The 23042-nt window shown below is 63.4% G+C and carries 31 protein-coding genes, 1 tRNA gene and 2 pseudogenes; 13 read left to right on the forward strand and 21 right to left on the reverse strand.

Annotated features, from left to right (window positions below):
* Nucleotides 1-181: 181 nt before the first annotated feature.
* Nucleotides 182-1429, forward strand: coding sequence for a Zn-dependent hydrolase (locus ACZY0R_RS23130; protein WP_488861510.1), 1248 nt, complete (start codon nt 182-184; stop codon nt 1427-1429).
* Nucleotides 1430-1460: 31 nt separating this feature from the next.
* Here ACZY0R_RS23130 and ACZY0R_RS23135 read toward each other — a convergent pair whose 3' ends face one another.
* Nucleotides 1461-2300 carry an IclR family transcriptional regulator gene (locus tag ACZY0R_RS23135; RefSeq protein ID WP_488861512.1) on the reverse strand — a complete coding sequence of 280 codons (840 nt, stop codon included), beginning with the start codon at nt 2298-2300 and terminating at the stop codon, nt 1461-1463.
* 400 nt (nt 2301-2700) lie between these two features.
* Here ACZY0R_RS23135 and ACZY0R_RS23140 point away from each other — a divergent pair, with 400 nt between their 5' ends.
* From ACZY0R_RS23140 to ACZY0R_RS23160, 5 genes are all read left to right on the forward strand, one after another.
* Nucleotides 2701-3399 (forward strand): GntR family transcriptional regulator, encoded by a 699-nt coding sequence (locus ACZY0R_RS23140; protein WP_488861513.1) that lies wholly within the window; start codon nt 2701-2703, stop codon nt 3397-3399.
* A 34-nt stretch (nt 3400-3433) separates the two neighbouring features.
* Complete coding sequence (locus tag ACZY0R_RS23145; RefSeq protein ID WP_488861515.1) at nt 3434-4111, forward strand: DUF2848 domain-containing protein; 678 nt, start codon at nt 3434-3436, stop codon at nt 4109-4111.
* A complete protein-coding gene (locus tag ACZY0R_RS23150; protein ID WP_488861517.1) occupies nt 4108-5442 on the forward strand; it encodes an amidase in 1335 nt (444 codons plus the stop codon). Before ACZY0R_RS23145 ends, ACZY0R_RS23150 begins: the two co-directional genes overlap by 4 nt.
* A 71-nt stretch (nt 5443-5513) precedes the next feature.
* Complete coding sequence (locus ACZY0R_RS23155; protein ID WP_488861519.1) at nt 5514-6833, forward strand: MFS transporter; 1320 nt, start codon at nt 5514-5516, stop codon at nt 6831-6833.
* A 254-nt stretch (nt 6834-7087) separates the two neighbouring features.
* Nucleotides 7088-7174 (forward strand) — tRNA-Leu (locus ACZY0R_RS23160).
* A 125-nt stretch (nt 7175-7299) separates the two neighbouring features.
* Here the strand turns inward: ACZY0R_RS23160 and ACZY0R_RS23165 are convergent.
* A pseudogene (locus ACZY0R_RS23165) lies at nt 7300-7815 on the reverse strand (ATP-dependent DNA ligase); the annotation flags it as partial.
* 223 nt (nt 7816-8038) lie between these two features.
* On the opposite strand from ACZY0R_RS23165, the gene ACZY0R_RS23170 reads away from it, so the two are divergent.
* Nucleotides 8039-8338 carry a hypothetical protein gene (locus tag ACZY0R_RS23170; protein ID WP_488861521.1) on the forward strand — a complete coding sequence of 100 codons (300 nt, stop codon included), beginning with the start codon at nt 8039-8041 and terminating at the stop codon, nt 8336-8338.
* Nucleotides 8339-9214: 876 nt separating this feature from the next.
* Nucleotides 9215-9718: a hypothetical protein gene (locus ACZY0R_RS23175; protein WP_488861523.1), complete on the forward strand. Its 504-nt coding sequence runs from the start codon at nt 9215-9217 to the stop codon at nt 9716-9718.
* Nucleotides 9719-10592: 874 nt separating this feature from the next.
* On the opposite strand, the gene ACZY0R_RS23180 is transcribed toward ACZY0R_RS23175, so the two are convergent.
* The 8 genes and pseudogenes from ACZY0R_RS23180 to ACZY0R_RS23215 form a co-directional block, all read right to left on the reverse strand.
* Entirely contained in the window at nt 10593-11036 is a 444-nt protein-coding gene (locus ACZY0R_RS23180) for a hypothetical protein (protein ID WP_488861525.1), read from the reverse strand.
* Complete coding sequence (locus tag ACZY0R_RS23185) at nt 11005-11487, reverse strand: hypothetical protein (RefSeq protein ID WP_488861527.1); 483 nt, start codon at nt 11485-11487, stop codon at nt 11005-11007. The genes ACZY0R_RS23180 and ACZY0R_RS23185 overlap by 32 nt, the downstream gene beginning before the upstream one ends.
* A complete protein-coding gene (locus ACZY0R_RS23190) occupies nt 11484-11942 on the reverse strand; it encodes a D-Ala-D-Ala carboxypeptidase family metallohydrolase (protein WP_488861529.1) in 459 nt (152 codons plus the stop codon). Before ACZY0R_RS23190 ends, ACZY0R_RS23185 begins: the two co-directional genes overlap by 4 nt.
* A complete protein-coding gene (locus ACZY0R_RS23195) occupies nt 11939-12367 on the reverse strand; it encodes a hypothetical protein (RefSeq protein ID WP_488861531.1) in 429 nt (142 codons plus the stop codon). Before ACZY0R_RS23195 ends, ACZY0R_RS23190 begins: the two co-directional genes overlap by 4 nt.
* Nucleotides 12367-12528 (reverse strand): hypothetical protein, encoded by a 162-nt coding sequence (locus ACZY0R_RS23200; RefSeq protein WP_488861533.1) that lies wholly within the window; start codon nt 12526-12528, stop codon nt 12367-12369. The genes ACZY0R_RS23195 and ACZY0R_RS23200 overlap by 1 nt, the downstream gene beginning before the upstream one ends.
* Nucleotides 12529-12554: 26 nt before the next feature.
* Complete coding sequence (locus tag ACZY0R_RS23205; RefSeq protein WP_488861535.1) at nt 12555-12905, reverse strand: hypothetical protein; 351 nt, start codon at nt 12903-12905, stop codon at nt 12555-12557.
* A 327-nt stretch (nt 12906-13232) separates the two neighbouring features.
* Nucleotides 13233-13598, reverse strand: a complete 366-nt coding sequence (locus ACZY0R_RS23210) for a DUF1643 domain-containing protein (protein WP_488861537.1) — start codon at nt 13596-13598, stop codon at nt 13233-13235.
* A gap of 34 nt (nt 13599-13632) precedes the next feature.
* A pseudogene (locus ACZY0R_RS23215) lies at nt 13633-13824 on the reverse strand (hypothetical protein); the annotation flags it as partial.
* On the opposite strand from ACZY0R_RS23215, the gene ACZY0R_RS23220 reads away from it, so the two are divergent.
* Both ACZY0R_RS23220 and ACZY0R_RS23225 read left to right on the forward strand, forming a co-directional pair.
* Nucleotides 13792-14055, forward strand: coding sequence for a hypothetical protein (locus ACZY0R_RS23220; protein ID WP_488861539.1), 264 nt, complete (start codon nt 13792-13794; stop codon nt 14053-14055). The pseudogene ACZY0R_RS23215 and the gene ACZY0R_RS23220 sit on opposite strands and share 33 nt — an antisense overlap.
* 57 nt (nt 14056-14112) lie before the next feature.
* Nucleotides 14113-14316 carry a DUF6566 family protein gene (locus ACZY0R_RS23225; protein ID WP_488861541.1) on the forward strand — a complete coding sequence of 68 codons (204 nt, stop codon included), beginning with the start codon at nt 14113-14115 and terminating at the stop codon, nt 14314-14316.
* 264 nt (nt 14317-14580) lie between these two features.
* Here ACZY0R_RS23225 and ACZY0R_RS23230 read toward each other — a convergent pair whose 3' ends face one another.
* Complete coding sequence (locus ACZY0R_RS23230; RefSeq protein WP_488861543.1) at nt 14581-15525, reverse strand: phage Gp37/Gp68 family protein; 945 nt, start codon at nt 15523-15525, stop codon at nt 14581-14583.
* 41 nt (nt 15526-15566) lie between these two features.
* Between ACZY0R_RS23230 and ACZY0R_RS23235 the strand changes: the two genes are divergently transcribed.
* The gene (locus tag ACZY0R_RS23235) at nt 15567-15770 is read left to right on the forward strand and encodes a hypothetical protein (RefSeq protein ID WP_488861545.1); all 204 of its coding nucleotides are present in this window, start codon (nt 15567-15569) and stop codon (nt 15768-15770) included.
* 14 nt (nt 15771-15784) lie between these two features.
* On the opposite strand, the gene ACZY0R_RS23240 is transcribed toward ACZY0R_RS23235, so the two are convergent.
* Genes ACZY0R_RS23240 through ACZY0R_RS23280 form a run of 9 tightly spaced genes read right to left on the reverse strand, consistent with a single transcriptional unit; the run spans nt 15785 to nt 19465 of the window.
* Nucleotides 15785-16534 carry a hypothetical protein gene (locus ACZY0R_RS23240; RefSeq protein WP_488861546.1) on the reverse strand — a complete coding sequence of 250 codons (750 nt, stop codon included), beginning with the start codon at nt 16532-16534 and terminating at the stop codon, nt 15785-15787.
* Nucleotides 16531-17118 carry a hypothetical protein gene (locus ACZY0R_RS23245; protein WP_488861548.1) on the reverse strand — a complete coding sequence of 196 codons (588 nt, stop codon included), beginning with the start codon at nt 17116-17118 and terminating at the stop codon, nt 16531-16533. Before ACZY0R_RS23245 ends, ACZY0R_RS23240 begins: the two co-directional genes overlap by 4 nt.
* On the reverse strand, nt 17115-17759 hold the full coding sequence (locus ACZY0R_RS23250) for a hypothetical protein (RefSeq protein ID WP_488861550.1): 645 nt from the start codon (nt 17757-17759) through the stop codon (nt 17115-17117). Before ACZY0R_RS23250 ends, ACZY0R_RS23245 begins: the two co-directional genes overlap by 4 nt.
* A 1-nt stretch (nt 17760) precedes the next feature.
* Nucleotides 17761-18069, reverse strand: a complete 309-nt coding sequence (locus ACZY0R_RS23255; protein WP_488861552.1) for a hypothetical protein — start codon at nt 18067-18069, stop codon at nt 17761-17763.
* Between the two features lie 35 nt (nt 18070-18104).
* Nucleotides 18105-18620: a hypothetical protein gene (locus tag ACZY0R_RS23260; protein WP_488861554.1), complete on the reverse strand. Its 516-nt coding sequence runs from the start codon at nt 18618-18620 to the stop codon at nt 18105-18107.
* Between the two features lie 20 nt (nt 18621-18640).
* On the reverse strand, nt 18641-18829 hold the full coding sequence (locus ACZY0R_RS23265; protein ID WP_488861556.1) for a hypothetical protein: 189 nt from the start codon (nt 18827-18829) through the stop codon (nt 18641-18643).
* 2 nt (nt 18830-18831) lie between these two features.
* Nucleotides 18832-18954 (reverse strand): hypothetical protein, encoded by a 123-nt coding sequence (locus tag ACZY0R_RS23270; protein WP_488861558.1) that lies wholly within the window; start codon nt 18952-18954, stop codon nt 18832-18834.
* Nucleotides 18951-19181, reverse strand: coding sequence for a hypothetical protein (locus ACZY0R_RS23275; protein ID WP_488861560.1), 231 nt, complete (start codon nt 19179-19181; stop codon nt 18951-18953). The genes ACZY0R_RS23270 and ACZY0R_RS23275 overlap by 4 nt, the downstream gene beginning before the upstream one ends.
* Nucleotides 19178-19465 (reverse strand): hypothetical protein, encoded by a 288-nt coding sequence (locus ACZY0R_RS23280; protein WP_488861562.1) that lies wholly within the window; start codon nt 19463-19465, stop codon nt 19178-19180. The genes ACZY0R_RS23275 and ACZY0R_RS23280 overlap by 4 nt, the downstream gene beginning before the upstream one ends.
* A gap of 735 nt (nt 19466-20200) precedes the next feature.
* Between ACZY0R_RS23280 and ACZY0R_RS23285 the strand changes: the two genes are divergently transcribed.
* Together ACZY0R_RS23285 and ACZY0R_RS23290 are read left to right on the forward strand one after the other, a co-directional pair.
* Nucleotides 20201-20338, forward strand: coding sequence for a hypothetical protein (locus tag ACZY0R_RS23285; RefSeq protein WP_488861564.1), 138 nt, complete (start codon nt 20201-20203; stop codon nt 20336-20338).
* Between the two features lie 165 nt (nt 20339-20503).
* Entirely contained in the window at nt 20504-21007 is a 504-nt protein-coding gene (locus ACZY0R_RS23290; protein WP_488861566.1) for an RcnB family protein, read from the forward strand.
* Nucleotides 21008-21089: 82 nt separating this feature from the next.
* On the opposite strand, the gene ACZY0R_RS23295 is transcribed toward ACZY0R_RS23290, so the two are convergent.
* On the reverse strand, nt 21090-22412 hold the full coding sequence (locus ACZY0R_RS23295; protein ID WP_488859529.1) for an IS4 family transposase: 1323 nt from the start codon (nt 22410-22412) through the stop codon (nt 21090-21092).
* Between the last annotated feature and the right edge of the window lie 630 nt (nt 22413-23042).

The following is a 23042-nucleotide window of genomic DNA, read 5'->3' on the forward strand; positions in this document are numbered from 1 at the left end:
GGAGCTAATCAAGCAAGTCACATGCCAGTTGCGTTTTGTGCCGCTTCCATCCTGGCCGCCGGTACAGCGCGGCCTCTCCATCGTTAGCCATGTATGAAACATGGGCCAGAGGATATGCATCGCCTATGGCCTGCTTTTTGCTGAGATCCCTGCCTGTCTCCCAACCAACCGGCTTCCCGACATGGACCAGCAATACCTTCCCCGTATCAACGCAGCACGCCTGTGGCAATCGCTGATGGACCTGGCGCAGATCGGCGCCACGCCCAAGGGCGGCGTGTGCCGCATCGCCCTGACCGAGCTGGATCGCCAGGGGCGCGACCTGGTGGTCGGCTGGTGCCGCGAAGCGGGGCTCGCCGTGCGTACCGACGAGGTCGGCAACGTGTTCGCGCGCCGCGCGGGCAGCGATCCTGATGCCCAGGCGGTGGCAACCGGCAGTCATATCGACACCCAGCCCTCCGGCGGCAAGTTCGACGGCAACTTCGGCGTGCTGGCGGGCCTGGAGGCAATGCGCACGCTCAACGACCTGCGCATCGTCACCCGCGCGCCGCTGGAACTGGCATTCTGGACCAACGAAGAGGGCACCCGCTTTACGCCGGTGATGATGGGCTCGGGCGCCTTTGCCGGCGTGTTCGGGGCGGAGTTCATACGCGCCCAGCGCGACCTGGACGGCATCAGCGTAGGCGAGGCACTGGAGCAGATCGGCTATCGCGGCGAGCAGCCCGTGGGGGAAGTGCCGGGCGGCATGTTCGCCGCCTACTTCGAGGCGCATATCGAGCAGGGGCCCGTGCTGGAAGCCGCCGGGCTGCCGATCGGCGTGGTCTCCGGCGCGCTCGGCCAGCAATGGTATGACGTGGCCGTGACCGGCATGGACGCCCACGCCGGCCCCACGCCGCTGGCGCTGCGCCACGACGCCATGCTGGCGGCGGCGCGCATGATCGACGAGGTCAATCGCATCGCCGTGGCCGAGGCACCGCACGGGCGCGGCACGGTGGGCTATGTGCAGGTCACGCCAAACTCACGCAACGTGATTCCCGGGCGAGTGGATTTCTCGGTGGACTTCCGCAATCTGTCGCAGGCGGGACTGGACTGTATGGACGCAGCCATGCGGACCACGTTCGCGGAGATCGCCGAACGCGGCGCGGTGAGCGTGGAGATCCGCCAGGTGGTGAAGTTCGAGCCGTGCGTGTTCGCGCAAGAATGCGTGGACAGCGTGCGCCGCGCCGCCGCCGCGCTGGGCCTGCCGCATATGGATGTGGTCAGCGGGGCAGGGCACGATGCCGTCTACGTGGCGCAGCGCGCGCCCACCGGCATGATCTTCGTGCCGTGCAAGGACGGCATCAGCCACAACGAGCTGGAAGATGCGCTGCCCGAGCATATCGAGGCCGGCGCGAACGTGCTGCTGCAAGCGATGCTGGAGCACGCGCGCTAAGGCGCGCCGCCCGCGCCGGAGCGCGTCAACCTCAGTGGGCGATCGAACGCGAGATCGCCCACGCGCATTCAATCACCATCGGCGCCAGCTTCGTCTGCGCCTCGGCCATGCTCCAGCGGCTGGCGGGCGGCGATACATGCACCGCGCCCACTGCCCGCCCCTGGCTGTTGACGATGGCCGCGCCCACGCCCATATCGCCCAGGAACAGCTCCTCGTTATTGCAGGCATAGCCCACCCTGCGGCAAGCCACCACCATCTCGAAGATCGCCGCCACATCGGTCAGCGTGGCCGGTGTGCGGGCCACGCGCGCCGAGTTCTCCAGCATCGCCATGACCTGCTCGTCGGGCAGGGTGCTGAGATACGCGCGGCCGCTGCTGGTGCAGTACATGGGAATGCGCATGCCGACGGGCGTCAGCACCGGGATGTATTTCGACGTCATCAACTGCGCCACGTAGACCATCTCCAGCCCGACCGGCTCGGTCAGGTTGGCGGTCTCGCCGCTGGCGTTGGCGAGCTGCGACAGGTAAGGGCTGGCGGCCTGGATCAACGCATCGGCGGACAGATAGTTGTAGCCGATCTCCATCACCTTGGGCGTCAGCCGGAAGCGCCGCGTCTGCGGGTGCTTGGCCACATAGCCCAACGTCTCCAGCGTATGCACGGTGCGTTGCGCGGAGCTCTTGGTCATGCCGGTCAGGCTGGCCAGTTCGGCCAGGGTGAGGGTGCGATGCACGGCGCTGAAGGCCCGCAGGACATCCAGGCCCTTCTCCAGCGACTGGTTGAACAGCGGGTCCGTGCGAGTGGCTTCTTCGCTGCTTTCCGCCGGGGTGGCTGCCGATTCGTTGCTGGGTTCCTGCTTGTCTTGCCGGGTCATGTTCGGATTCCGCGTCGTCGTCGTACCAGTGTGGCGGCACCATCGCTGGGAGAGGCTGCACCACGATGAATGCATATTGCACCAATATACGACTGTATCGATTATCGATTCTATGGGTTGGCCTTAATGATATTCGGCCTGGCTTTCGTTGGGAATAGCGGCGCGGCCAGGGCCGTCGGATTTCCGCTGCACGCGTCTCCGGAATTTGCCGAAAACCATTGTCCGGTAAGTCTTTCCAGGCGATCCGGGAATGGAAGCATCGTGGGCGACGATGCGAGGATATGACAAGGCGGCCCATGCCGGTGCCACAGGCTTCAGCGTTTACCCGCAGTCCTCGCAGGTTGACGCTCAGTGAAATATCAGACTAGTATCACAACAACTTCAACACGCAGGAACCATCATGTCGAACCCGATCCGGCTGGTCGGCGGCGCTGATCACAATGCTGATCCGCCACCGCGGGCAGCGACCGGCGCCGCGATGCGCGAGCATGCCTATGCCGAGATCAAGCGGCGCATCATTTCCTGCGAGTTCCGGCCGGGCGAGCCATTGAACGAGGCGCAGGTCGCGGCCTTGCTCGGACTGGGCCGCACGCCGGTGCATCAGGCGCTGCACCGGCTGGAAGTGGAAGGGCTGGTGTCGATCATGCCGCGCAAGGGCGTGCTGGTATCGCCGCTGTCACTCAATGAAGTGCTCGACATGATCGAAGTGCGCGCCACCAACGAAGTGCTGTGCGCCACACTGGCATGCGAGCGCGCCCACGAGAGCGATCTCAAGGCCATGCGTGAGATCGTCGACCACTCTCCCGACCTGATCGCGCGGCGCGACATCGCCGGCCTCGCCGCGCTCGACCTCAAATTCCATACCGCCATGTCGGCCGCCTCGCGCAATCGCGTGCTGGCCGACCTGCTGCGCAGCCTGCATGAGAAGCAGGCGCGCTTCTGGTTTCTCTCGCTATCCGACCCACAGCACCTGGAAAACGTCTACCAGGAGCACCGGGTGATCATCGACGCCCTCGAGCGGCGCGACGTACCGGCGGTGCGCGAGGCCATCCGCGAACACATTGACGAATTCCGGAAGAACATCATCCGGACCATCTGACCGATTTTCTCCGCAACAGCTAAGGTAGTAAGCAATGCCGACACTTCACTTCCAGGTAGCCGGCGAGGGCGAACTCGTCCTCGATATCCAGCGCCTCATCATCGCCGGCTGGACCGGCCGCGACGCCGACGCCGTCAACCACCACATCCGCGAGCTCGAAGAGATCGGCGTCAAGCCGCCCACCACCGTGCCTTGCTTCTACCCGCTGGCCGCCTCGCTGCTGACCACCGACGCGCTGCTCGAAGTGCCGCGCGAGGATTCCTCCGGTGAAATCGAATTCGTGCTGCTTGCGGCCAAGGACGCGATGTACATCGGCGTAGGCTCCGACCACACCGACCGCAAGGTCGAAGCCTACGACGTCACCGTCTCCAAGCAGATGTGCGCCAAGCCCCTGGGCACCGAACTCTGGCGCTTCGCCGACGTGGCAGCGCACTGGGACCAGTTGCAGATGCGCTGCTGGCGCACTCGCAACGGCCAGCGCGAGCTCTATCAGGAAGGCCTGGTAACGCGCCTGCTCGACCCGCGCGACCTGATCCAGCGCCTGACCGGCGAAGACAAGCTGCCCGCCGGCACCGCCATGTTCTGCGGCACGCAAGCCGTGATCGGCGAACTGGGCAGCGGCGAAGCCTTCGAAGTGGAACTGCATGATCCGGTACGCAAGCGCACGCTGCGCCATGCCTATCGGGTGGATTGCCTGGCGGTGGCGCCATGAGCCCCGCGCTGCCAACCATCGCCGCGCTCGCCGCCGATCTGGCTGCCGGCCGCACCACCAGCGTCGCGCTGACCGAGCAGGCTCTGGCCCGTATCGACGCCCACCGCAACGGCGGCGGCGCCGCGTTCCTTGAAGTCGACGCCGCTGGCGCGCTCGCTGCGGCCCGCGCAGCCGACCAGGCCCGCGCCGCGGGGCTGGTGGCATCGCCGCTCGCCGGGCTGCCGATCTCCATCAAGGACCTGTTCGACGTGCAAGGACAGGTAACCCGCGCTGGCTCGAAAGCGCTGGCCGGTGCCCCCGCGAGCGCCGACGCACCCGTGGTGGCACGCCTGCGCGCTGCCGGCGCCGTGCTGATCGGGCGCACCAATATGAGCGAGTTCGCGTTCTCCGGGCTCGGCCTGAACCCGCACTACGGCACGCCGCGCACGCCCTTCGACGAAGCGCGCATCGCTGGCGGCTCCACGTCGGGTGGCGCGGTCAGCGTGGCGCTCGACATGGCCGTGGCCGCGCTCGGCACAGATACCGGCGGCTCCATCCGCATCCCCAGCGCGTTCTGCGGCCTGACCGGCTTCAAGCCAACCGCAAGCCGGGTGCCGCTGGCCGGCGCCGTGCCATTGTCGACCTCACTCGACTCGGCCGGCCCGCTGGCGCGCTCGGTTGCCTGCTGCGCGGCGTTCGACGCCATCGTCAGCGGCGAAACGCTGGACAGCCGGCCCGCGCCGCTGGCAGGGCTGCGCCTGCTGGTGACGCGCGATTTCGTTTGCGACGGCCTCGATGCCGAGGTGGCGCAAGCGTTCGACGCAACGCTGGCCACGCTGTCGCGGCTCGGTGCGCGGATCATCCCGTTCGACTTCCCCGAACTCAAGCGCCTGCCGCAGATCAACGCCGGCGGCGGCCTGACCGCGGCCGAAGCGTGGCACTGGCACAAGCGACTGCTGGCCGACCGCGGCAACGACTACGACCAGCGCGTCGCCATGCGCATCCGCCGCGGCGAACAGCTTGGCGCGGCCGACTACATCGAACTGCTGGCCGAACGCCGCGCCATGCAGGCCCGCGCCGCCGGCCTGCTGCGCGAAGCCGACGCCTGGCTGATGCCCACCGTGGCAGTACGCCCGCCGCGCCTGGATGCACTGGAAAGCGACGAAGCCTTCTTCGCCACCAACGGCCTGGTGCTGCGCAATCCCAGCGTGCTCAATTTCCTCGACGGCTGCGCGGTATCGCTGCCGTTGCCGGCGGCAGGGCAGGGCATCGGCCTGAGCGTAGGCGGCCTGAACGGAAGCGACGCGCGCGCGCTGCAGGTAGCCGGCGCCATCGAAGCCGCGCTGCGGTAAGCAGGCGAAAAAACCGAGGGCCGCGACCAAGCAGCGCGGCCCCGTCAATCAACACCCAAGGAGTACCACCGATGTCTTCCGTGATGACCGGCGCCCCTGTCGCCGTGGAGAACCCGGCCCACACCCCGGCCGAGCGCAACGAGGCCTACCGCAAGATCGCGGTACGGCTGATCCCCTTCCTCGTCTTCCTGTTCGTGCTCGCCTGGATCGACCGTGTCAACGTCGGCTTTGCCAAGCTGCAGATGCTGCAAGACCTGCAATTCAGCGAAGCCGTGTACGGCTTCGGCGCCGGCATCTTCTTCATCGGCTACTTCCTGTTTGAGGTCCCCAGCAACCTGCTGCTGGAAAAGATCGGCGCGCGCCGCACGCTCGCCCGCATCACCATCCTGTGGGGCTTCGCCTCCATGGCGATGATCTTCGTCAAGACGCCGATGCAGTTCTACGCCCTGCGATTCCTGCTGGGCGTATTCGAAGCCGGCTTCTTCCCCGGCGTCGTGCTCTACCTGACCTACTGGTTCCCGGCCCAGCGCCGCGCGCGCATCAACGGCCTGTTCATGACCTCCTTCGCCATCGCCGGCGTCAGCGGCGGCCCGCTGGCCGGTTTCATCATGAGCAGCATGGAAGGCGTCGACGGCCTCGCCAACTGGCAATGGCTGTTCGTCATCGAAGGCATCCCCTCCGTACTCGCCGGCATCGCCGTGCTGATGTACCTGCCCGAAAAGCCCATCAGCGCCAAATGGCTCACCGCCAGCGAACGCGATCTCGTCACCCGCGAGATCGAAGCCGAAAACCGCGACCCCGCCAAGCACTCCTCCCTGCGCGCCGCCTTCACCAACTCGCGCGTATGGATCTGCGCCGCCATCTACTTCTGCGTGGTCAGCGGCAACGCCACCATCGCCTTCTGGTCGCCATCCATCATCAAAGAGCTAGGCGTACAAGGCAACCTGCAGATCGGCCTGGTCTCCGCCATTCCCTTCATCGCAGGCACGCTTGCCATGGTCTGGAACGGCATCCACTCCGACCGCACCGGCGAACGCCGCCTGCACTGCGCGCTGGCCACCCTGATGGCCGCCGCCGGGCTGGTCCTGACCGGCATGTGGCTGCACAGCGCAGTACTGGCACTGATTGCGCTGACCATTGCCTCCATCGGCATCCTGGCGGCTTTCCCGGTGTTCTGGTCGTTGCCTTCAGCCTTCCTGGCCGGTACCGCCGCAGCCGGCGGGATTGCCCTGATCAACTCGATCGGCAACCTGGCAGGCTTCGTTGCGCCGTACATGATCGGGTGGTTCAAGACCAGCACCGGGCAACTCTCGGCGGGCTTGTACTTTGTCGCTGCGCTGGAGGCTGGCGCCACCGTGCTCGTGCTGGCGTTTATCAAAACCCGGCGCTGAGCGGACGAGACGGCCAGCCTAGATGCCCTAGGTAGCATGAGGGGGCTGGATTCCCGCGGCGCTTTGCGCTAGAATCCGCTGCCTCGTTGCGCTGCATGCGCAAAGTGCGCCGGCAGCACGGGTAACACAAAGCCAGGCGGGCAGTTCAGCCGCCTGTTTGCTTTTGTGCTTTGTGAACACCTCAAAGTTGCCTGGCCCGCCTGCAAATCAACGAGCACAGCGGCCTCCCGCCAGGGATGCACGCCGCAGGGACTGCGAGGGTGGCGAAATTGGTAGACGCACCAGGTTTAGGTCCTGACGCCAGCAATGGTGTAGGGGTTCGAGTCCCCTCCCTCGCACCATCTTTGTGCATCTACAGCACTATTAAATCCTCATAAAATCAAGGGCTTACGAGTTTTCGACCTCGTAAGTCCTCTGCATTTCTCTCCAAAACTCTCCCGTAATTCGCACGAAATTCGCACGCAGGTCAGGCGCGTTTGAACCCCGGAAGGATCGCGCCCTGCCGCTTCACCTTGATCCAGTCGGTGGAGCGAGTGCCATCGCGATACACGCTGCCGACACGCTTGCCTACGATACCCTCAAGATTCAACGCCAACGCCGCGTCGAACAGCCATGCACCGTCCTCCACGTCTTGGACGTAGAGCAAGCCAAGCGGTGGTGTGTCGGTCAGGAGCTTGCGCAGCGCCGCCTTGCGCTTCTCCAGCGGCTGGTCGCGCATGTCCCTACCTCGCGCGATGAGTAGGTCAAAGATGCAGTAGCCGACCGGGTCGGCGCCCGGGTACCAACAGCGCCGTTTCGCGCGGGCGTGCGTGCGCTCGAAGTCGCTAATCCCGTCAGGGGTCATCACGCACACCTCACCGTCGACGATGCAGCCGGGCGGCAGTTTGGCGAGGGCGGCCACGACCTCCGGAAACCAGGTGGTCGCGTCCGCGTTCTTGGTCCGGAGTTGCGCCTCCGGACCGGTCGATGCCAACAGACGGTACCCGTCATACTTTTATATGTTCGGTGGGGGGCGATTGTCTCTTCACATTACAGTTGAATGCTGAGACGAAGGTCCGAAGTTCGCTGCAAAGAACAGTTAGGCATAAATGTAATAAGAAAAATGTGAGTTTGTGCAATGCACAAGCCGGTCTGGTAAACCTATACTCAGTCTGAACTTTACTGGTCCGGGGGGATGTATAACCACCTGAAAAAGGAGGTGGATAATGTTGAAGAAAATTGCACTGCTTGCGGTGACAGCAGCCGCATTTGGCGCCATAGCAGCCTATGCAGGCAACGGCACGCGCGATATTTACACTGATGGCGCTAGCACGGCGGGGCCTCGTGACCCCTATACCGATGGAGGGAAAACAACGAAGTTCGATGTCTACGCCGATGGAGCGAAATCATCAAAGTTTGACGTCTTTACCGATGGTGCGAGAGTCGCGGACCGCCGTGACGTATTCACTGATGGAGCTAGAGTCACAGACCGGCGCGATGCATTCACTGATGGTGGCCATATCTAGGGGACCATTGAGTAGTCCACGGAATTAGTCTGGAGAGAGAAGCCTCCATGGCCTCCCGACCGCATTCTGACAGCCCCCAACGGTGCTCCCCGCTGGGGGCGTTCTTCTTTTCAGCGCAACGGTGCACCGTCCGTCGCCCAAGCAAGGGTGCCCTCTGATACGACCGCAAATGTTGGTCTGCGCACGCGCCCACGTCTCGACATTTCAACGAAAAACCTGCTTCTCTACCTCCGACAAAGATTTCTGCTTTCAAGTGCAAGGGCGCGGTGCGAACTGCGGTCATTCAAGCTGAGGCCAGCTAATTAGTACTCCTTCGGCAGTCTCCGACGGTCGAACTTTAGCGCATGAAGCTGCGCGCCCGCTCCGGATCCCGACAGGTCGGCCAGTCGTCCCATTCCGCCCGCGGTACGATGACGATCATCCTCTCATCAGCGGGTGCTTGTCCGAGTTGATGGTCAGCATGGTGAAGCACCTCGCTTGCATTGGTGTCGCAGCACATGCTCGTAGCGATGTTTCAACTCTGAAACATCGCATCCGCTTTTGCCTAATGCGACAACTTCTTCCAAGTCAATTTTCATAGATAAATCAAGAGCATAGCGCGCATGGCATCATTTTCGCTTGAGCGCTTTACCAACTCGACTTCCGGGGGATGCTGGTCGCGAGCCGACGATGCTGGCGCGGCCCTAGTTGGCAACATAGGTGCCGCCAATGAGCACAGACGAATGGAGCACAAATCAGACAAGAAGGTCCGTCTCCTGCGCTTCTGACTCTCAGCCCCCGACACGGCAATTGTCATCACTAGTGCTGCATCGGCTGGGCGCTACGTTCCAGCCGAACAAGGGCACAGCGATGGTCCCCGTTTGGAAGGAGTAGAACATGCGTCAAATGATTGCTTCACGCGCAAAGCTCGCTGTCGTATCGTCGGCATTGGCTTTGATGGCGATTTCGGCGTTGGCGGACAGTCCGCATTTCGTCGGGGCTGTCCGGTCGAGCCTGGTAGGCGACGGCGATGCACAGGTATGTTTTAAGGAGGCAGGGCTCGGAACCAATCAACAAATTACCTATACCGCGAGCGCAAATGCCACTGCCACGTATGTTTGTGAGAATAACGGGGGACAGTGCCCCAATGCAGCGAATAAGGAAACCGTCAGTGGGCCGGTCAGCTCCACCGGATCGTTCAGTTCTGGAAAGAATGGTTCAGTCAACCAGTGCCTGGTGCTTGAAGCCCCGGGTCCAGGAAGCTTTACCTGCCCTGGGGGCCAAACTCTGACGCTGTCGCAGGTCAGCTATTCGGGCATTCAGATCAAGGATGAAACCTTTAGCATCACCAAGACTGCTACGCCTTCGTCGCTTTCTGCGACTGTCTTCACGTGCCCTTGAACACGCGCGCTATGTGGAGGCGGCCAGGCCAGCCGTCTCCATAGCATCATCGAAAGGAAGTGAGCCCCACCGCAATTAATGCATCATAGAATTGCAGGGGAATGGAGTCGTTTCTGTATCTTTCTTGAAACACCCCTTGAGGTAGGCGGGCTGCTGTTAGCGGCAAACCGCCCACTTTATGCGCTTCCAAGTGACCTCGCCCGACGTAACAGCTGCTCTCAAAAGATCACCATGGCAGTCGCGGGTGGGGGGGGCGTGCGAATATGTCAGAAATGTTGACGTTCGCCACGTGAGTCAATCTCCCGCCCAGGTCTTAGCACTCCGTGCTGCCCAGTGCCAGATCCCATGCCGATCGAGGGACCGTGGGCACTCAACGTTCGGCCCGCCCGCTCCGGTTCAATCCACTTACGCGCCCTTGGCCCTGTGTGACCTACCGCACGTTGTGCCATGAACTTACCCGCTTTCCGGGTCGTCATACAGTGACATTAATATCTCATTTAAATACGTTTTATATCCGCTTGCGGGCCCAGGATTCCGCTAGCGGATTGGGAAAGCCTGCGTCCCCCCCGTGCGTAGGCTTTCACTTTTTGTACGCGTCAGTCGATACCGTGATGCCCTCGCACGGCAGGCGCAACTCGGCGGTGCACACCCATGCCCACCTGCCAGGCGCGGGCAAAGGCCGGCGAAGCAGAAAAAAAAAGACGTGTCAAAGCCACGCCTTTAAGGTCCCGATCTCGTACACGGGGAGGGTAGAGCCGGGAGAGACAAGAGCCTCTGAAACCACTCTAGGGTATGACGAGAAGAAGAACAATTAGCATTCTCGCTTTTTTTTCTGTTTTGTGAGCGCGAATATAAAAAGTCCAACGAGCCGTGGCTAAGTGAAACCGTGCCGCACGATTGGCTCGCCAGTAGCTAGGTCGATGGTACAAGCCACCTTCAAGGCAAGCTCCAAGTCAGGCTCGGCACCTTGCCGCGTCTGGGTCTCGATCGAGGCCATGGCCGCCATGCCGCCGCTGCCGACCGCCATGTACCGGTCGGTGACCTCCACGCCATGCGGCGACTGGCCGAACAGCAGCAAGCGCCCCGTAGGGTACAGGGCGAACCCCTCGAAATCCTCCCCGGCGAGAATCTCGCCAGCGTCCAAGTCGCCGTTCACCAGCCTCCGCAGCGGGGCAAGCAAGCTGAGATCGCCGGCAAGCCCGACGATGACGCGCTTGGTCTTGTAGACCTTCTTCGCTCCGATCTTCATATGGCCGTCCGAGAGGCGGCTGTCAGACCAGACCTCTTTACTTTCCCGATCCACCAGAATCGTCGTCATGCGTCAGTCCGGCGAGGATTGCTTGGGCTGCTCGGAGTTGCTCGGCCACGGCGTCAGCTTCGCCGGCGAGCCGTAGAGCAGCTTCTCCATCCTCGACACGAAGTCGGGCGACCGGGGGGCCATCACACTGGCCGGGATCACCGGCGGCTTCGGGCACATTTGCGCGCTGGGTTGACTTGTAACGGCGCAGGCGCTCAACAGCATCGTCACGCTCGCGGCCAGCAGCAGCGAGGCGATCTTGGAGGAGCTTGTCTTCATTGTTCACTTCCTTCTGTGCCGTGCGCTCTTGCTGGCGCACTTCGTTGGACTGCTCGACGACGGCCACGAGCTGCGCCTTGGCGTCATTGGCCTCGCTGGCCAGCTGGAACCGGCCGGCGGTGTACCATCCGGCGCCGAAGGCGAGGGCAAGCGCGGCCAAGCCGGCGAGGATCTTGCCGGCGGCCGAGTTCATTGCAGCCCCCGGGTGTAGGTCACCGAGCCGTTGCCGAAGTGCGCGGTCAGGATGTCCCGGGCGGGCTTGTGACCCTCCGGCTCGATCGCGAAATGAACCCACCCTCCAACACCTGGTGCCTCGTGGATCAGCTGCTTGAACGGGATGCCCGCCTTGACGATGCGTCGCGCGACTTCGAGCGGCGTGCCATAGGCCGGGGCGCGGATGTCCGCGGCGAAGCCAAGCAGGTGGTCCGAAGTGCGGGCGCCGCCGACGCCCTTGTTGACCAGGCCGGAGCGGTAACCCGAGCTCACGTACACCGGGCAGCCCAACACCGTGCGCACGGTCTCCAGACGCAACGCGAGGCGCGTGAGGTTGGCGACGACGTGTTCAGGCGCGGAGTTGTCGATGGCATGTCGGACGGCGTAGTCGGAGTGGGTCAGCTCGGCCAAGCCGAAGTGTTCGGTGAGTTTCATTGGCGTACCTCTTTCAGGGTCTCACTTGCGTCATGAACAAGCTCGCCGATGTCCTTGCCCCGGCGGTTGTCGAACCAGCGCACGATGGCGCCAAGCACCCACCACGCCGGCAGGCCGGCAATGACCAAGAGCGGGGCAGATACGAGCAGCAAGCCGGCGAGCGGGTCGAGGCCGGCTTGGGCTGAGATCTCCTTGGCCGAACTGAACAACTCCGGCCTCATCCCATGCAACCAGAAGACGAGCAGGGGGCCGAGGATGGCCGAGGAGAGGATCGTGACGACGATACGGGCGAACGCTTCGCCCAGGGTGCGGGGCCAGAGTAGGAGCATACCGAGGGCAGCAGTGACGGCGCCGATGATGACCGGCCAGCCGATGAGTTTGGCCAGCGCAGCGCCGCCGGCAACGGTGGAAGAGGAGGGTTCCATTACGCGCCCTGCCGGCTGGAGTTCATGGCCTTGCAGATCGCCTGGATGGTCAGCACAGCGGCAGCGGTGGCGAGAGCCATGAGCTCGCGGTCGTGACCGAACTCCTTGCAGGTGTTCCGGGCGAAGGCTGCGACGGTGGCTTGGTATTTCGGGGAGTTCATGTGACCTCTCTTGTTTTTGTGGATGTTCAGTTCGTGAGGAGCGCTAGGGCCTCTTGCTCGTTGAGGTCAAGGTCGTACTTCGTAGAGAGTGACTCTGCGAAGTGTTGGGCCTGCCCCGGGCCGGCGACCGCAAGCTGTGCCCGGTATGCCTCCACCTCGAAGCGCTGGCGCCACCGGCGACTGAGCTGGTAGAGCAAGCCGTTGACGCCAAGCCAGCGCCAGAACTGCCGGACATGCGTCTGCTCGTGGGCGATCAGGCTCGGCGACGTGCTCGGCCGCACCAGCACCAGCGGCCCGACACTGTAGCCATCGAAGCGGGCCGGGATGAGCCGGTCCGTCTCGATGACTAGGCAGAGGGGCGAGAGCTTCAGGCCCATACGCGGTATGGGGTGACCGGCGGGTCCATCACGATGTCGCCCAGGATGGCCAGCTGCTCGGCCGACAGCGGCTGATACAGGCGCAGGTTGACGTGCCAGCCTTCGACCACAGTGGGCGGGGTGATGACAGAGCCGTCCTCCGCGTAGGTGCCGCCGGTAGGCGCCGATCATCTCCAGGTTCCACAATTGGACTGCCAGGGGCAGGGCGGGCTTTACCCGGGCGGCCACCGCGGCGGCCAGGCGCTCGATCAGATCTGACTCACTCATGCTTTTCTCCAATCCGCCAAGTCTGGCGGGTCAATTCAATAGTTCGTTGTGCTGCTTCGTTCATATTTCGTAATGCCGTGGCCGGACCTTGGCCGCGATGTTGAGCGGGTGCTTCGGGCTGCCGTCCTGGTTCAGCCCGAGGTGATGGAGCAGGCCGCCACGGCCGCACATCCGGACGATGCGCAGCACCTCCGCCGCGCGCGCCGGCGCCGCCTTGTGTGCGCCCCATGCGCAGATCACCAGCGAGCAGCGATCGAGCGCGTCCATGATGGCGCCGTCGGCCTTGCGCTCGTCGCCAACTGGCGCCGGGTGGGACAGCAGGCCGTCCGGGTCCGTCGAACGCAGTGGGAACAGGTTCACCACCTCCAGGCGGCCATAGCGGCCGGTTAGCGCGCGCTGCAGGCATCGGGTAAATCGTCGGGTCATTGACCTGGTGATCAGCGATGGACGGGTTGAGCATGATGAAGCCCAGGGCCGGCTGGCTGCGGTCCCACTCGCGCCACAGGCGGTAGCGGTATTGCTCGCAGTCGGAGAGGATGCAGCCGGCCTCGCCGTCGAGGGTCTTGGTTGTTAGGCGCTTCATTGCTACGATTCCCTGAGAATCACTCTGGAGACGGACATGCCATGGTTTGTGGTCTTGGCTGGCGCACATTGGCGCCAACTGTCGCCGACGATTTTCAAGACACACGCCCGCGTCGATGACTGGAGCCAGTTGTTCTGTGACGGGGTCGATACAACCGGCCGGATGGTCGAGTTGAGGCACAAAGAATCGATCATCCTGGTGCCGAATTCGGCAGTTCTTGTTGCCGTGCGGCTGGGTGAAGACAAGGGGGGAATGGGCTTCGTCGCTGACACCGATGGGGGCGACACTGGCGATCACTGAACCCGCCTGCCAAGTGAGCGGGTATCGGCTCAGATTACGAAGCCCGAGGGGGCAACTATGATCACAGAGACCTATGGCGGACACACCATTCGAGGCTTTGCGAAGCCCCTGGTGGATGGCTCGTTCGAAGCTTCGGGGACCGTAGAGAAGGATGGCCAAGTGCTTGAGAACTCCGACCCGCTTGGCTATTACTCGACTTTCGACCGGGCACTCGCCGAAGGCCTTGCCTGGGCCAGGGAATGGGTTGACGCTCATATCTGAACCCTCCGAAATTTCACCACATCAATTCCTTTCTTGGGAGACGGCCATGGCGAAGTGCGATGCTTGCTGTTCTATCGTCATGGATAGACGAGGGGAACGAGGGCACGATGCCCTTGTTGAGACCGGAAGTGAGAAGTTCAGTCCCATCGGGAAGGCGGCGGTCACCAAGGCGTCGTTCGTTTGCTCGACTTGCGGGACGAAATGGACTTACGAGAACGATAAGAACAACAGCTTCGCCGGCTGGCACGAGGTCGAGAACTGATTTCATGCCGCGCCCCCAGGGAATCCATCGTGCTGCACGCCGTCGAGCAGGCGGCCGGCGGCCTTCTTGCCGACGCGATCCATTGCCGCAATGGGGTATGGCTGGGTCGGGCTGTAGTGGACAAAGGTGTAGCCGCGCTCGGCCGCCTCGACCTTGGCCATCGTGCGGTTGTTCGGCGCGTACTCACCCCATTGCTTAAATAAGAACGGGACCCAGGTTGCCGCGCACTGGTCGCGCAGGGTGGAGGCCCAGTCCGGATGCATCGGCCGCGCGCGGGCGCCGCTCTCGCCGCCGACGATTACCCAGTCAAGCATGTCGATCAGCCGCGTGCGGTGTTCTGCCGGCAGGCCTTTGAAAGGGTAGGCCCCAAGCTTGGCCGTCAGGTATTCACCGGTTAGATCCACCGACCCCAGCAGCGGCTCCATGCTGAGGAACCGCACGCGCGCCGGCACGGCCAGCAGCTTCGGGATGTCGCGGTCGGCTTCCTCCTGGTTGCAGATCGTCGCGCCGAGCCAGACGTTCGATGGCAACCGGCCCGGCATTCCTGGGCCGACGAGCATGCCCGGCACATTGCCGATCCGCTTTGTCAGCAGCAACCAGTCGAGGTTCGGCGTGGCCATGATCAGGTCGAACAGATCGGCGCGCCAGGCCGGATCCACCGCGTTATCGAACACGTCGGCCAGGCTGGCACAGAAGACGCGCTGCCGGCGGCCATGCTCGGCGAAAAAGGCATCATGGTTGGCGTTCCAGCCCAACGGCTTGCGCCAGTTGGTCGCGCTGGTGCGGCGACGCGGCGCGCCCGGTCCCCAGTTGAGCGCCGTGCCGCCGCTGAAGCGCGCGTTGCGCGTCTCCGCATAGCAGTGGTCGCAGCCGGGCCCGACCTTCTGGCAGCCTTCCCAGGGATTGAAGGTGTGATCGGTCCACTCGATTTTGCTGTTCTCGCTCATAGGGGCCTCAAGGTTTGCTTCCCAGCGCCGATAAGTCGGGCATGGACGATTATGAAAAATTCCTCAAAGAGACCGCCGAGCTGCACGGCGACAAAGTTGCCAAACTCCACGCTGATTTGGGCCGCGCTGTCTATGAGCAACGCGTGCGTTATCGCGAGCGGTACAGGGAGCTGGTCGAAGGGACTCTCGCGTTTGAGCACCACGCCCGTCTGAACGGCTACCTCGGCTTCTCCCCGCTTCCCTAGCGTCATTGGTTGGGTCATGCTGCCTCCGGCTGAGCCACCGACAGCGCCACCGCCACCGGCCGCACCCACACCGGCGTGGCCGACAGCATGAACGTTTCGCCGGACTGGGCCAGCAGCAGGGTGGTGCCCATGACCTCCGCGATCGCGCGCGCGGCGTCCGGCGGCACGGCGTTGCCGATGCGCTCGCGCCAGGCCTGATCGCTCAGCCCGTCCAGTTCCAGGCATTCCTCAGGCTCGACTAGGATCTGGTTTATCTGGTCGAGCAGGTACCGGCCGCGCGTGACCAGCCGCGGCACGTTCTCGAAGACGATCAGCTCGACAGGGTCGTCCTTCCAGGCCTCGCACATCAGCCAGACGCAGCGCAGCGTCAGCTCGTTAAGCGCTTGATACTTCGGCGTGCGGCTCAAGGCCTCGGACAGCAGGCCGGACGCGCCCTTGCACGGCGACGAGATGAACACGCAATGCGGGTGCTCATTGTTGGCGGCGCGTCGGATGTCGGCGGCCGTGGCCTCGCGCCAGCCCGCCGGCGGCTCTTTGCCGTGAAAGGCGGTGTACATGGCCCGCGTGAACAGGTCCATGACCGTGCAGGGCACGCCTACGAGCTGCTCGAAGTCTCGCGCGGCTGCCGGGTCCACGTCGATGCCGCCAAGGCAGCGCCAAGTGGCAATCATGTTGCCAACCTGGGAGGCGGCCTTCTTGAAGCCCTTGGCGCCGCCGCCCAGGCCGGAGCACATGCCAAAGGTGGTGTACTCGCGGCGGATCATGCTGTCACCTCGCGCTGTGTGACACGATTTCTTACAACTGGAGGAGGTGGCCGTCGGTATCCTTGCGGCAATTCACCCACCTGCAAGCGAAGTTCGTCATGAAACTCCTTCTCGTGCTCACCTTGGGCACGGCAGCACTTCTTAGTGGCTGTGTCGCTGTTCCATACGACGACGGCTACTATCGCGGCGGATACTCGCGCCCGTACTACGGCGGCGGGTACTTTGATTGGGATGGTGGTGGCTACTCTGGCGGACGTCGCAACTGGGATCGCGACTGGGACAGGGGTGATAACCGCAACTGGAGCCGTGGCTTGAACCAAGACGAAAACCGCAGCTGGAGCCGAGGCGGAGATCAAGGCGAGAATCGCGGCGAAAAGCGTGGGTGGAATCGCGGTGGTGACCGGGGAGAAAAGCAAAGCTGGAATCGCGGCGGCGAACGCGGGAGTGACCGAGGTGATGGCCGTGGTGGGAACCGCGGCGATGATCGCGGGGGGAACCGTGGCGGCGATGGCGGTAAGGGTCGCGGTGGAGATCGCGGCAACAATTGACGCGCCAGAAACGGAAAGCAGAGGGCGGCGGATCATTGCGCCTCTCCTTTGGCGATTGCGGCAAGAGCATCCTCAATTGCGAACTTGGCCGCGTGGTATCCATTCCCTTGGATGATCCTGGCGCGGATATCGGCAGACAGCGCAATACGCTCGATGTCGTCCTGCGTCAGCGCCTTGGCAACGTGCTCGGGCAGCGGTGAATGCTTCGGCTTCGCGGCCTGCTTCGCGCGGATCTGCTCAACCTTCGTCCAGATCCGCGCGAGTTCGGTCTCGCCCGCTGCATGCATGTCCAGGTCTTGCGCGAGGCACAGCGCAGCCAGCGTCGCCACTACGCCGCCGGCCTCCTGGTGCCTGTCGCCGACCGGTCGCCCATAAACGTAGTCCACGAGCTGGTGCGCCTCGCTGGCCGTGGCGCCGCACGCCTGCACCAGTTCCAAAGCTTCCTCGCGGAAGCGGTGGTTGCGCTCCTGCGTGTCGGCGGCGATCTCCGCTCCGTAGCAGGCCAGCATCCAAGGCTGCACGCGCTGCTGGAAGGTATCGGGGGCGGTGCGCGCGTAGAGCGGCCCTTGTTCGTCAAGCCAGTTCTGCACCTCGGTGCCAGACCACATCTTGCGCAGAATCGTCGGGAATTGCAGCTCCACCGGCTCCGTGGTCGCCTGCTTCTGTACTTCGTTCATCTCATTGATCCTGTTGCGGCTTCGTCAGCGAAGCCAGGAATGCGGATTCGGGCCCGAGCTTCACCCAGCGCGCCAGCGGTTGCAGCGGGCGTGTCTTCTCGCGCGATTCCTTCACGTTGCCGTACTTGTCCAGTTTCTCGATAACCTTGCGGTATGCGGCCGGAACGAGCGTCGAAGATGCCAGCAGGTTGGCCGCGCGCTGCATCAGTTCGAAGGATTGTGACGAGCCGAAGCCCATGGTGATGATCGGCGCCGCTTCGCGCACGGCGGGTGCGCGCATTTGGTCGAGGGTGGCGGTGGCGGTGTTCATGGTGGTGGTCTCGCTCAGGATTTAGGAATCGAGGATTAGGACTTGCAGGGGCAGGTGGCGTGCCGGGGGCAGTATTTCGCCGAGCACAGGACGGACTTACCGTTGCCGTAGAAAGCGCCGGAATGGATCAGGCGTGATGCGTGCTGCAGCAGGCCGGGCTGATTTTCGGTGCCCAGCAGCGCGGTGCGAGGCGACTCGATCTCGCCCACGCCAACGCGTTGCGCGGCCGCGGTCTTGCCCGTGTTCAGCCCGACGATCTGTGCAGGCGCGGTGATAGGGATGCCGACCGCGTGCTCGGCCAGCAGCTCATAGACGCCCAGCTGCGGGCCGTGGCCAGCCGTGACGGCGATGCCGTCGGCGCCCACGGCGCGGCCGCCGGACTTCAGGTCAGAGATGCCCGCGCCGGCGGCAGTGCCGGCGTGGATCGATGTGCCGAGGTGCGACGGCACACCGGAGGGCAGGCGCATGCCGAGCAGGTGCTTCGCTTCCCAGCGCGCGGGGCAGTCGAAGAGTTCACCCAGCGAGCTGGCGCGGATGGTGACGATGTTCATGGTGGTCTCCACAAGTCGAGTCAAACGGCGCCGGCGCGGATCGCGACGGTCAGGTACCAGATCACGCCGATGGCAATGCCGTAGCCGATGGCCCACGCCCAGGCTTTCCTGCTTTCCTTGCGGTCCGGCTGCAATTCCGCATAGGGGCCGAAGGCCTCGCATAGCGAGCGCGCGGTGCGGTAGTCGCGGGTGCGGTAGAGATTCATCATGTTCAGGTTCCGAGGTAGGGCAGAGCCGCGCGAATACCCGCAATCAGCAGGATCACGGCGCCGACCAGGTACAACACGGCGCGATTGCGGCGCTGGCTGGCTTCGAGGCTTTTGCGGTTGGTCATGCCGCCCTCGCTACGAGTTGCTCAGCGTTTTCTGCTTCGGCCAGCAATTGCTCGGCGAAGAGCAGCACCGCGGTCTTGTCGATCGCACCCCACACCGTGCGGCGCGCGGCAGCTGCGATGTAGTTGCGCAGCAGCACCTTGCGCGTCAACTGGCTGCCCAAGTGCTTGAGGAACGCGATCTCGGCGTTGGTGCCGTACGTGTTGGTGGTGCCGGCTTGCGTGTTCATGCCGCGGCCCTCCGATCCTCGGCCAGTGACTCGGCGGCGAGTTCTTCGATCTGCTCGATGAACGCCTTCGCGAAGAGGTCCTGCATCGACGCGGATTCGCTGCCGTCGTCGTTCACAAGGCGGATATCGCAGGCGATGAAAGCCGGCGAGCGGCCTGGTGCCGGGGTAGTGAATTCGCCAGTGACCGACCAGAACAGGCCGGCTGCCATGACGACTGCGCTGGTTTCGTCGGCGCGCAGCGGCGGCCGGCGGGACCTGCGAGGGGTTGGATTGGGGGAGGGCATTGCGGTCTCCATCGAGTTACCTTCGACGAAGCCGGGACTCAGGGGAGGGCGCAACAGCTCTGCTATGCTCGCCTTGCCGGGACTGTGAACCCCGGTTGCGGCCCCACAAGCCGCTCAAGGTGAGCCCCTAAAGCATGCGGCGGTACCGGACGGAGTCCGGCAGGGCAGGATGCCCGCGCACCGCGCGCCTCAAGGGTGAGCTGACGCCAGAGAGCCATCCTAGGTAGCAATCTGGCCCCGCTAGCAACGGCAGGTTACCAATGAACGAGCCCTAAACCAGCTCGTGGCCACGAGCTTTCAAGGTGATGAGCCATGAAAGTTGCCGTGAAGGTGGAGGTGAAGATTGACGTGGCCTTGTGCATTTTTGCCCTGGCCGTGCTGATCTCCGCCATCGTGACCTGATGCCGCGGGCCAGCGTTTCGGCGCTGGTCCGCACCGTCGAACTTGTCAGCCGGCGGGGTGTTGGTACCACCCCGCCCGAGCAACGCATCCCTGCGCGCCCTCTCCTGAATCCCGACTTGTCAAAGAACTGGCACCGGGCGCTTTGCGCTGGTGGTGCGTTGATGGATTTATATTACCAAAACGGTAAATTACGGAAAACCATTTTGGTAATAATTTTGGCGTCTGTGATCTTCGTCACATGAGTGGGGGCTTCGTGAGAAGTGATCCAGCGGGCGAAACGCAGCGTCCTGATACCTCGCTAAACTGGTTCGACGCAACCGCCGGGAGGCCGACATGGAACCAGACGACGTGATCCGCCAGTTCGAGCAAATGGCGCTGGATGAGGAAACTGAGCTGCCGATCGACGATGCGATAGCCGGCTTGGCAGTGTTGCTCGCCGACCCGGCAATACAGAAGAGAGGGTGCTGCTGACGGAGGTGGGGGCGACACTGTACCGGCTAGGCATAGATGCGCGGGTGAGGGCGGCGCTGGGTATGTGATGAGTACGCGTTACGATTTCGTTACCGGCCGGCTCGGGAGCCCGGAATAGACTGAACGGTACAGGCCCCAAAGTCACGTGGGCTTTTGGAGATCGAGATGCGGAAGATCAAGATGTTCGCCAGCCTAGCGCTGGCGGCATGTACTCTCACTTCGATTGCTGGCTATGCCCAAGATAGGGGCCCTGGCGGCGATGATCGGGGAAGGCCGCCCATGGGTCACGGTCAGGGACAAAATCACGATAACCAGCACGGCTACAATGACCGCGGCCGGGATGGTGACCACAACCGGGAAGGCGATCGCGACCGAGACGGTGACCATCGCCAGCAAGGCGACAGGGGCTGGGAAGGTGACAGGGGCAGGGCACAGATGGATGGAGGGTACGGCCTTGATCGTCGCGCTGATCGTCCGGGCCCTGGCAGTTGGCATAGGGGTGAAAGGGTTCCCCCGGAATACCGTCAGCGTCAGTACGTGATCGATGACTGGCGCGCCTATCGGCTGTCGCCCCCGCCGCGCGGATACCAGTGGGTGGGCGTTGGCGGGGGCTACTTCCTGGTCGCTATTCCGACGGGAATCGTCTTCCAGGTGGTCATCGGGCGCTAGGTCGCGGACAACAAAAAACCCGCCGGGCGGCGGGCTGGGATGATTTGACGATAGGCTTTTAGTGCCACCCCTTTCAAGGTGATCAAACGACACGTCCAGCCTTGATGACACGGGCCGTAGAAACATGCCGTCGTGCCACGCAGCCGGCAACATAGCCTTTCTTCTTGGGCGTTTTCGGTCCCCGCGCATGTTTGCGCATCGCGCGGGGATCAACGTGCGTCGCGATTTTGAGCAGCGTGCGGGCGAGTTGGGCCGGGGTGAGGACGTCATAGACATGCCACACCTCGGCCGGCACCGCGATCATCATGCCGGCATACGTCGCCCGGATTTCGCTGGCGAGGTAATACGGCGAAAGCTCGATGTCGCTGCTATCCAGTTCATGGCGGATTCTCACCGCCGTCGCAATCACGCTCAGCACGTTATACGCGAGCGCCGCCACGCCGAAGGCCAGCAGCGCCGCACGCGGCTGACTCAACGACCGGATCTCGCTATTGAGCACGGACTCGAGTCGCTGAAACAGATTCTCGATGCTCCAGCGTTGCCGGTAGCGCCTGGCCACGGCCTCGGCTGTCAGGTGGGTGGCGGGGACATTGGTCAGCAGGCGGATGACGGTGTCACCGTCCTCGGTAGCGCCATCCAGATGCAACTCGATGCGCCGCAACACCAGAGGGGCGTCCGATTCATCCGGGATGCTCACCGCCTGCTCGTACACGAGCCCGGTCTCCACCCGGCCCATTTCGCGTACCGGCTCCAGCTCGCTCGGGCCCGGATTACGGCCGTGTTCCCGCACGATGAAGGCGCTGCCGCGCCGCTGCCAGCCGGCAAGGATCGCCCGGGTGCTGAAGTTGCGATCGGCGATCCACAACTCGCCTGGCTGGGCCGATTCGAGCAGGGTTCCCATGATGGCTCGCTCCTGGGCATGCGCATCTTCACAGGGCACCAGATCAACGATCATCGCCGTATCCGGGTCATAGACCACCAATGATTGCCCCGGCAAGGCCGCGCCCCGAAACTCACGCAATGGCTTGAGGCGCTTTTCGCTCGCCGGCAAATGGCTGCCATCCACGATGCGCAAGCGATAACCGTCCACGGAGTGCGGCTGCTTGCGCAACATCGGTTGCACGACCGGCCCCAGCCGCCGCGCGCTGCCTTGCACCAGGGCACGAACCAGTCCCGGCTCGGTCCGGCTGATCTTGTCATACAGCGCGGTAATGGATACCGGCAGCACCGGACTGGCCTTGGCCGCTGCATGCACCGACGGGCGCAGCCCCACGGCCACCAGCGACATGATTTCCACCGTGGTCGAGAACAGTAACTCCCGCGTGTACTGCGTTTCACGCTCTTGCTCGAACAACTCGTCGATCCAGGCTGGATCCAGCGCGCGTTGCAACCCCAGGCGCGCCATCACGCTGATCGGGCTGTGTTCGATAAAGCGTTCCACCACTGCGTCCAGTACCACGCCACTGACTCCGTTTTCGGTTCGAAAACACGGAGCCTGCCCTATTTCTCGTCACCTTGAAAGGGGTGGCTTTTAGTGCCGATGAATCAGGTGATCAAACCAGGTCTGGACAGCACGTTGTTGTGTCGAAAGCAGGGTCGGATCATGCTCGCGGAGCACCCAGACAACGATCGCGCATAGAGCCAATCCGATAAGCAGGACGACTAGTGAGGCAAGCATGGCAGCCTCCTATTGGGTGGCTATACAGCTAGTGTAGATCACTCTGCGGGGTACGACGGGCAACAAAAAGCCCGCTCGGGGCGGGCAGTGCCTATTTTCCTACATGGAGGATGCGATCCCACCAGTACCGGAAGGTGTGCTTGCCTACGCTCCCCCCGCGTCAGAATAGATGTCGGTGTGCCAAGAAGGAAAGCGACAGTTTGTCGTCGTACATGCTGTATCCGTGATGAGGGCAGGCCCCTCGGTTTCGCCGATCAGGCGGTGATACCAAACCACCCAGAGCTGCTTCCGTTAAGAGCGGTTGTGGTGAGCGTCTAGGGAAAAGGCGGGATGAATCTCGTCAGGTAGGCTAGAAGG

Source organism: Cupriavidus sp. F041 (genome assembly GCF_057814235.1).

Excerpts from the sequence above, each read along its gene's own strand:
- ACZY0R_RS23180 (WP_488861525.1), bottom strand. The coding sequence starts at position 11,036 with ATGACGACGATTCTGGTGGATCGGGAAAGTAAAGAGGTCTGGTCTGAC.
- ACZY0R_RS23235 (WP_488861545.1), top strand. The coding sequence starts at position 15,567 with ATGGACGATTATGAAAAATTCCTCAAAGAGACCGCCGAGCTGCACGGC.
- ACZY0R_RS23200 (WP_488861533.1), bottom strand. The coding sequence starts at position 12,528 with ATGAACTCCCCGAAATACCAAGCCACCGTCGCAGCCTTCGCCCGGAAC.
- ACZY0R_RS23250 (WP_488861550.1), bottom strand. The coding sequence starts at position 17,759 with ATGAACGAAGTACAGAAGCAGGCGACCACGGAGCCGGTGGAGCTGCAA.
- ACZY0R_RS23290 (WP_488861566.1), top strand. The coding sequence starts at position 20,504 with ATGCGGAAGATCAAGATGTTCGCCAGCCTAGCGCTGGCGGCATGTACT.
- ACZY0R_RS23230 (WP_488861543.1), bottom strand. The coding sequence starts at position 15,525 with ATGAGCGAGAACAGCAAAATCGAGTGGACCGATCACACCTTCAATCCC.
- ACZY0R_RS23140 (WP_488861513.1), top strand. The coding sequence starts at position 2,701 with ATGTCGAACCCGATCCGGCTGGTCGGCGGCGCTGATCACAATGCTGAT.
- ACZY0R_RS23185 (WP_488861527.1), bottom strand. The coding sequence starts at position 11,487 with ATGAACTCGGCCGCCGGCAAGATCCTCGCCGGCTTGGCCGCGCTTGCC.
- ACZY0R_RS23175 (WP_488861523.1), top strand. The coding sequence starts at position 9,215 with ATGCGTCAAATGATTGCTTCACGCGCAAAGCTCGCTGTCGTATCGTCG.
- ACZY0R_RS23255 (WP_488861552.1), bottom strand. The coding sequence starts at position 18,069 with ATGAACACCGCCACCGCCACCCTCGACCAAATGCGCGCACCCGCCGTG.
- ACZY0R_RS23240 (WP_488861546.1), bottom strand. The coding sequence starts at position 16,534 with ATGATCCGCCGCGAGTACACCACCTTTGGCATGTGCTCCGGCCTGGGC.
- ACZY0R_RS23150 (WP_488861517.1), top strand. The coding sequence starts at position 4,108 with ATGAGCCCCGCGCTGCCAACCATCGCCGCGCTCGCCGCCGATCTGGCT.
- ACZY0R_RS23210 (WP_488861537.1), bottom strand. The coding sequence starts at position 13,598 with ATGACCCGACGATTTACCCGATGCCTGCAGCGCGCGCTAACCGGCCGC.
- ACZY0R_RS23135 (WP_488861512.1), bottom strand. The coding sequence starts at position 2,300 with ATGACCCGGCAAGACAAGCAGGAACCCAGCAACGAATCGGCAGCCACC.
- ACZY0R_RS23195 (WP_488861531.1), bottom strand. The coding sequence starts at position 12,367 with ATGGAACCCTCCTCTTCCACCGTTGCCGGCGGCGCTGCGCTGGCCAAA.
- ACZY0R_RS23220 (WP_488861539.1), top strand. The coding sequence starts at position 13,792 with ATGCCATGGTTTGTGGTCTTGGCTGGCGCACATTGGCGCCAACTGTCG.
- ACZY0R_RS23280 (WP_488861562.1), bottom strand. The coding sequence starts at position 19,465 with ATGCCCTCCCCCAATCCAACCCCTCGCAGGTCCCGCCGGCCGCCGCTG.
- ACZY0R_RS23295 (WP_488859529.1), bottom strand. The coding sequence starts at position 22,412 with ATGGCGCGCCTGGGGTTGCAACGCGCGCTGGATCCAGCCTGGATCGAC.
- ACZY0R_RS23205 (WP_488861535.1), bottom strand. The coding sequence starts at position 12,905 with ATGGGCCTGAAGCTCTCGCCCCTCTGCCTAGTCATCGAGACGGACCGG.
- ACZY0R_RS23265 (WP_488861556.1), bottom strand. The coding sequence starts at position 18,829 with ATGATGAATCTCTACCGCACCCGCGACTACCGCACCGCGCGCTCGCTA.
- ACZY0R_RS23170 (WP_488861521.1), top strand. The coding sequence starts at position 8,039 with ATGTTGAAGAAAATTGCACTGCTTGCGGTGACAGCAGCCGCATTTGGC.
- ACZY0R_RS23275 (WP_488861560.1), bottom strand. The coding sequence starts at position 19,181 with ATGAACACGCAAGCCGGCACCACCAACACGTACGGCACCAACGCCGAG.
- ACZY0R_RS23285 (WP_488861564.1), top strand. The coding sequence starts at position 20,201 with ATGGAACCAGACGACGTGATCCGCCAGTTCGAGCAAATGGCGCTGGAT.
- ACZY0R_RS23145 (WP_488861515.1), top strand. The coding sequence starts at position 3,434 with ATGCCGACACTTCACTTCCAGGTAGCCGGCGAGGGCGAACTCGTCCTC.
- ACZY0R_RS23260 (WP_488861554.1), bottom strand. The coding sequence starts at position 18,620 with ATGAACATCGTCACCATCCGCGCCAGCTCGCTGGGTGAACTCTTCGAC.
- ACZY0R_RS23190 (WP_488861529.1), bottom strand. The coding sequence starts at position 11,942 with ATGAAACTCACCGAACACTTCGGCTTGGCCGAGCTGACCCACTCCGAC.
- ACZY0R_RS23225 (WP_488861541.1), top strand. The coding sequence starts at position 14,113 with ATGATCACAGAGACCTATGGCGGACACACCATTCGAGGCTTTGCGAAG.
- ACZY0R_RS23270 (WP_488861558.1), bottom strand. The coding sequence starts at position 18,954 with ATGACCAACCGCAAAAGCCTCGAAGCCAGCCAGCGCCGCAATCGCGCC.
- ACZY0R_RS23155 (WP_488861519.1), top strand. The coding sequence starts at position 5,514 with ATGTCTTCCGTGATGACCGGCGCCCCTGTCGCCGTGGAGAACCCGGCC.
- ACZY0R_RS23245 (WP_488861548.1), bottom strand. The coding sequence starts at position 17,118 with ATGATCCGCCGCCCTCTGCTTTCCGTTTCTGGCGCGTCAATTGTTGCC.
- ACZY0R_RS23130 (WP_488861510.1), top strand. The coding sequence starts at position 182 with ATGGACCAGCAATACCTTCCCCGTATCAACGCAGCACGCCTGTGGCAA.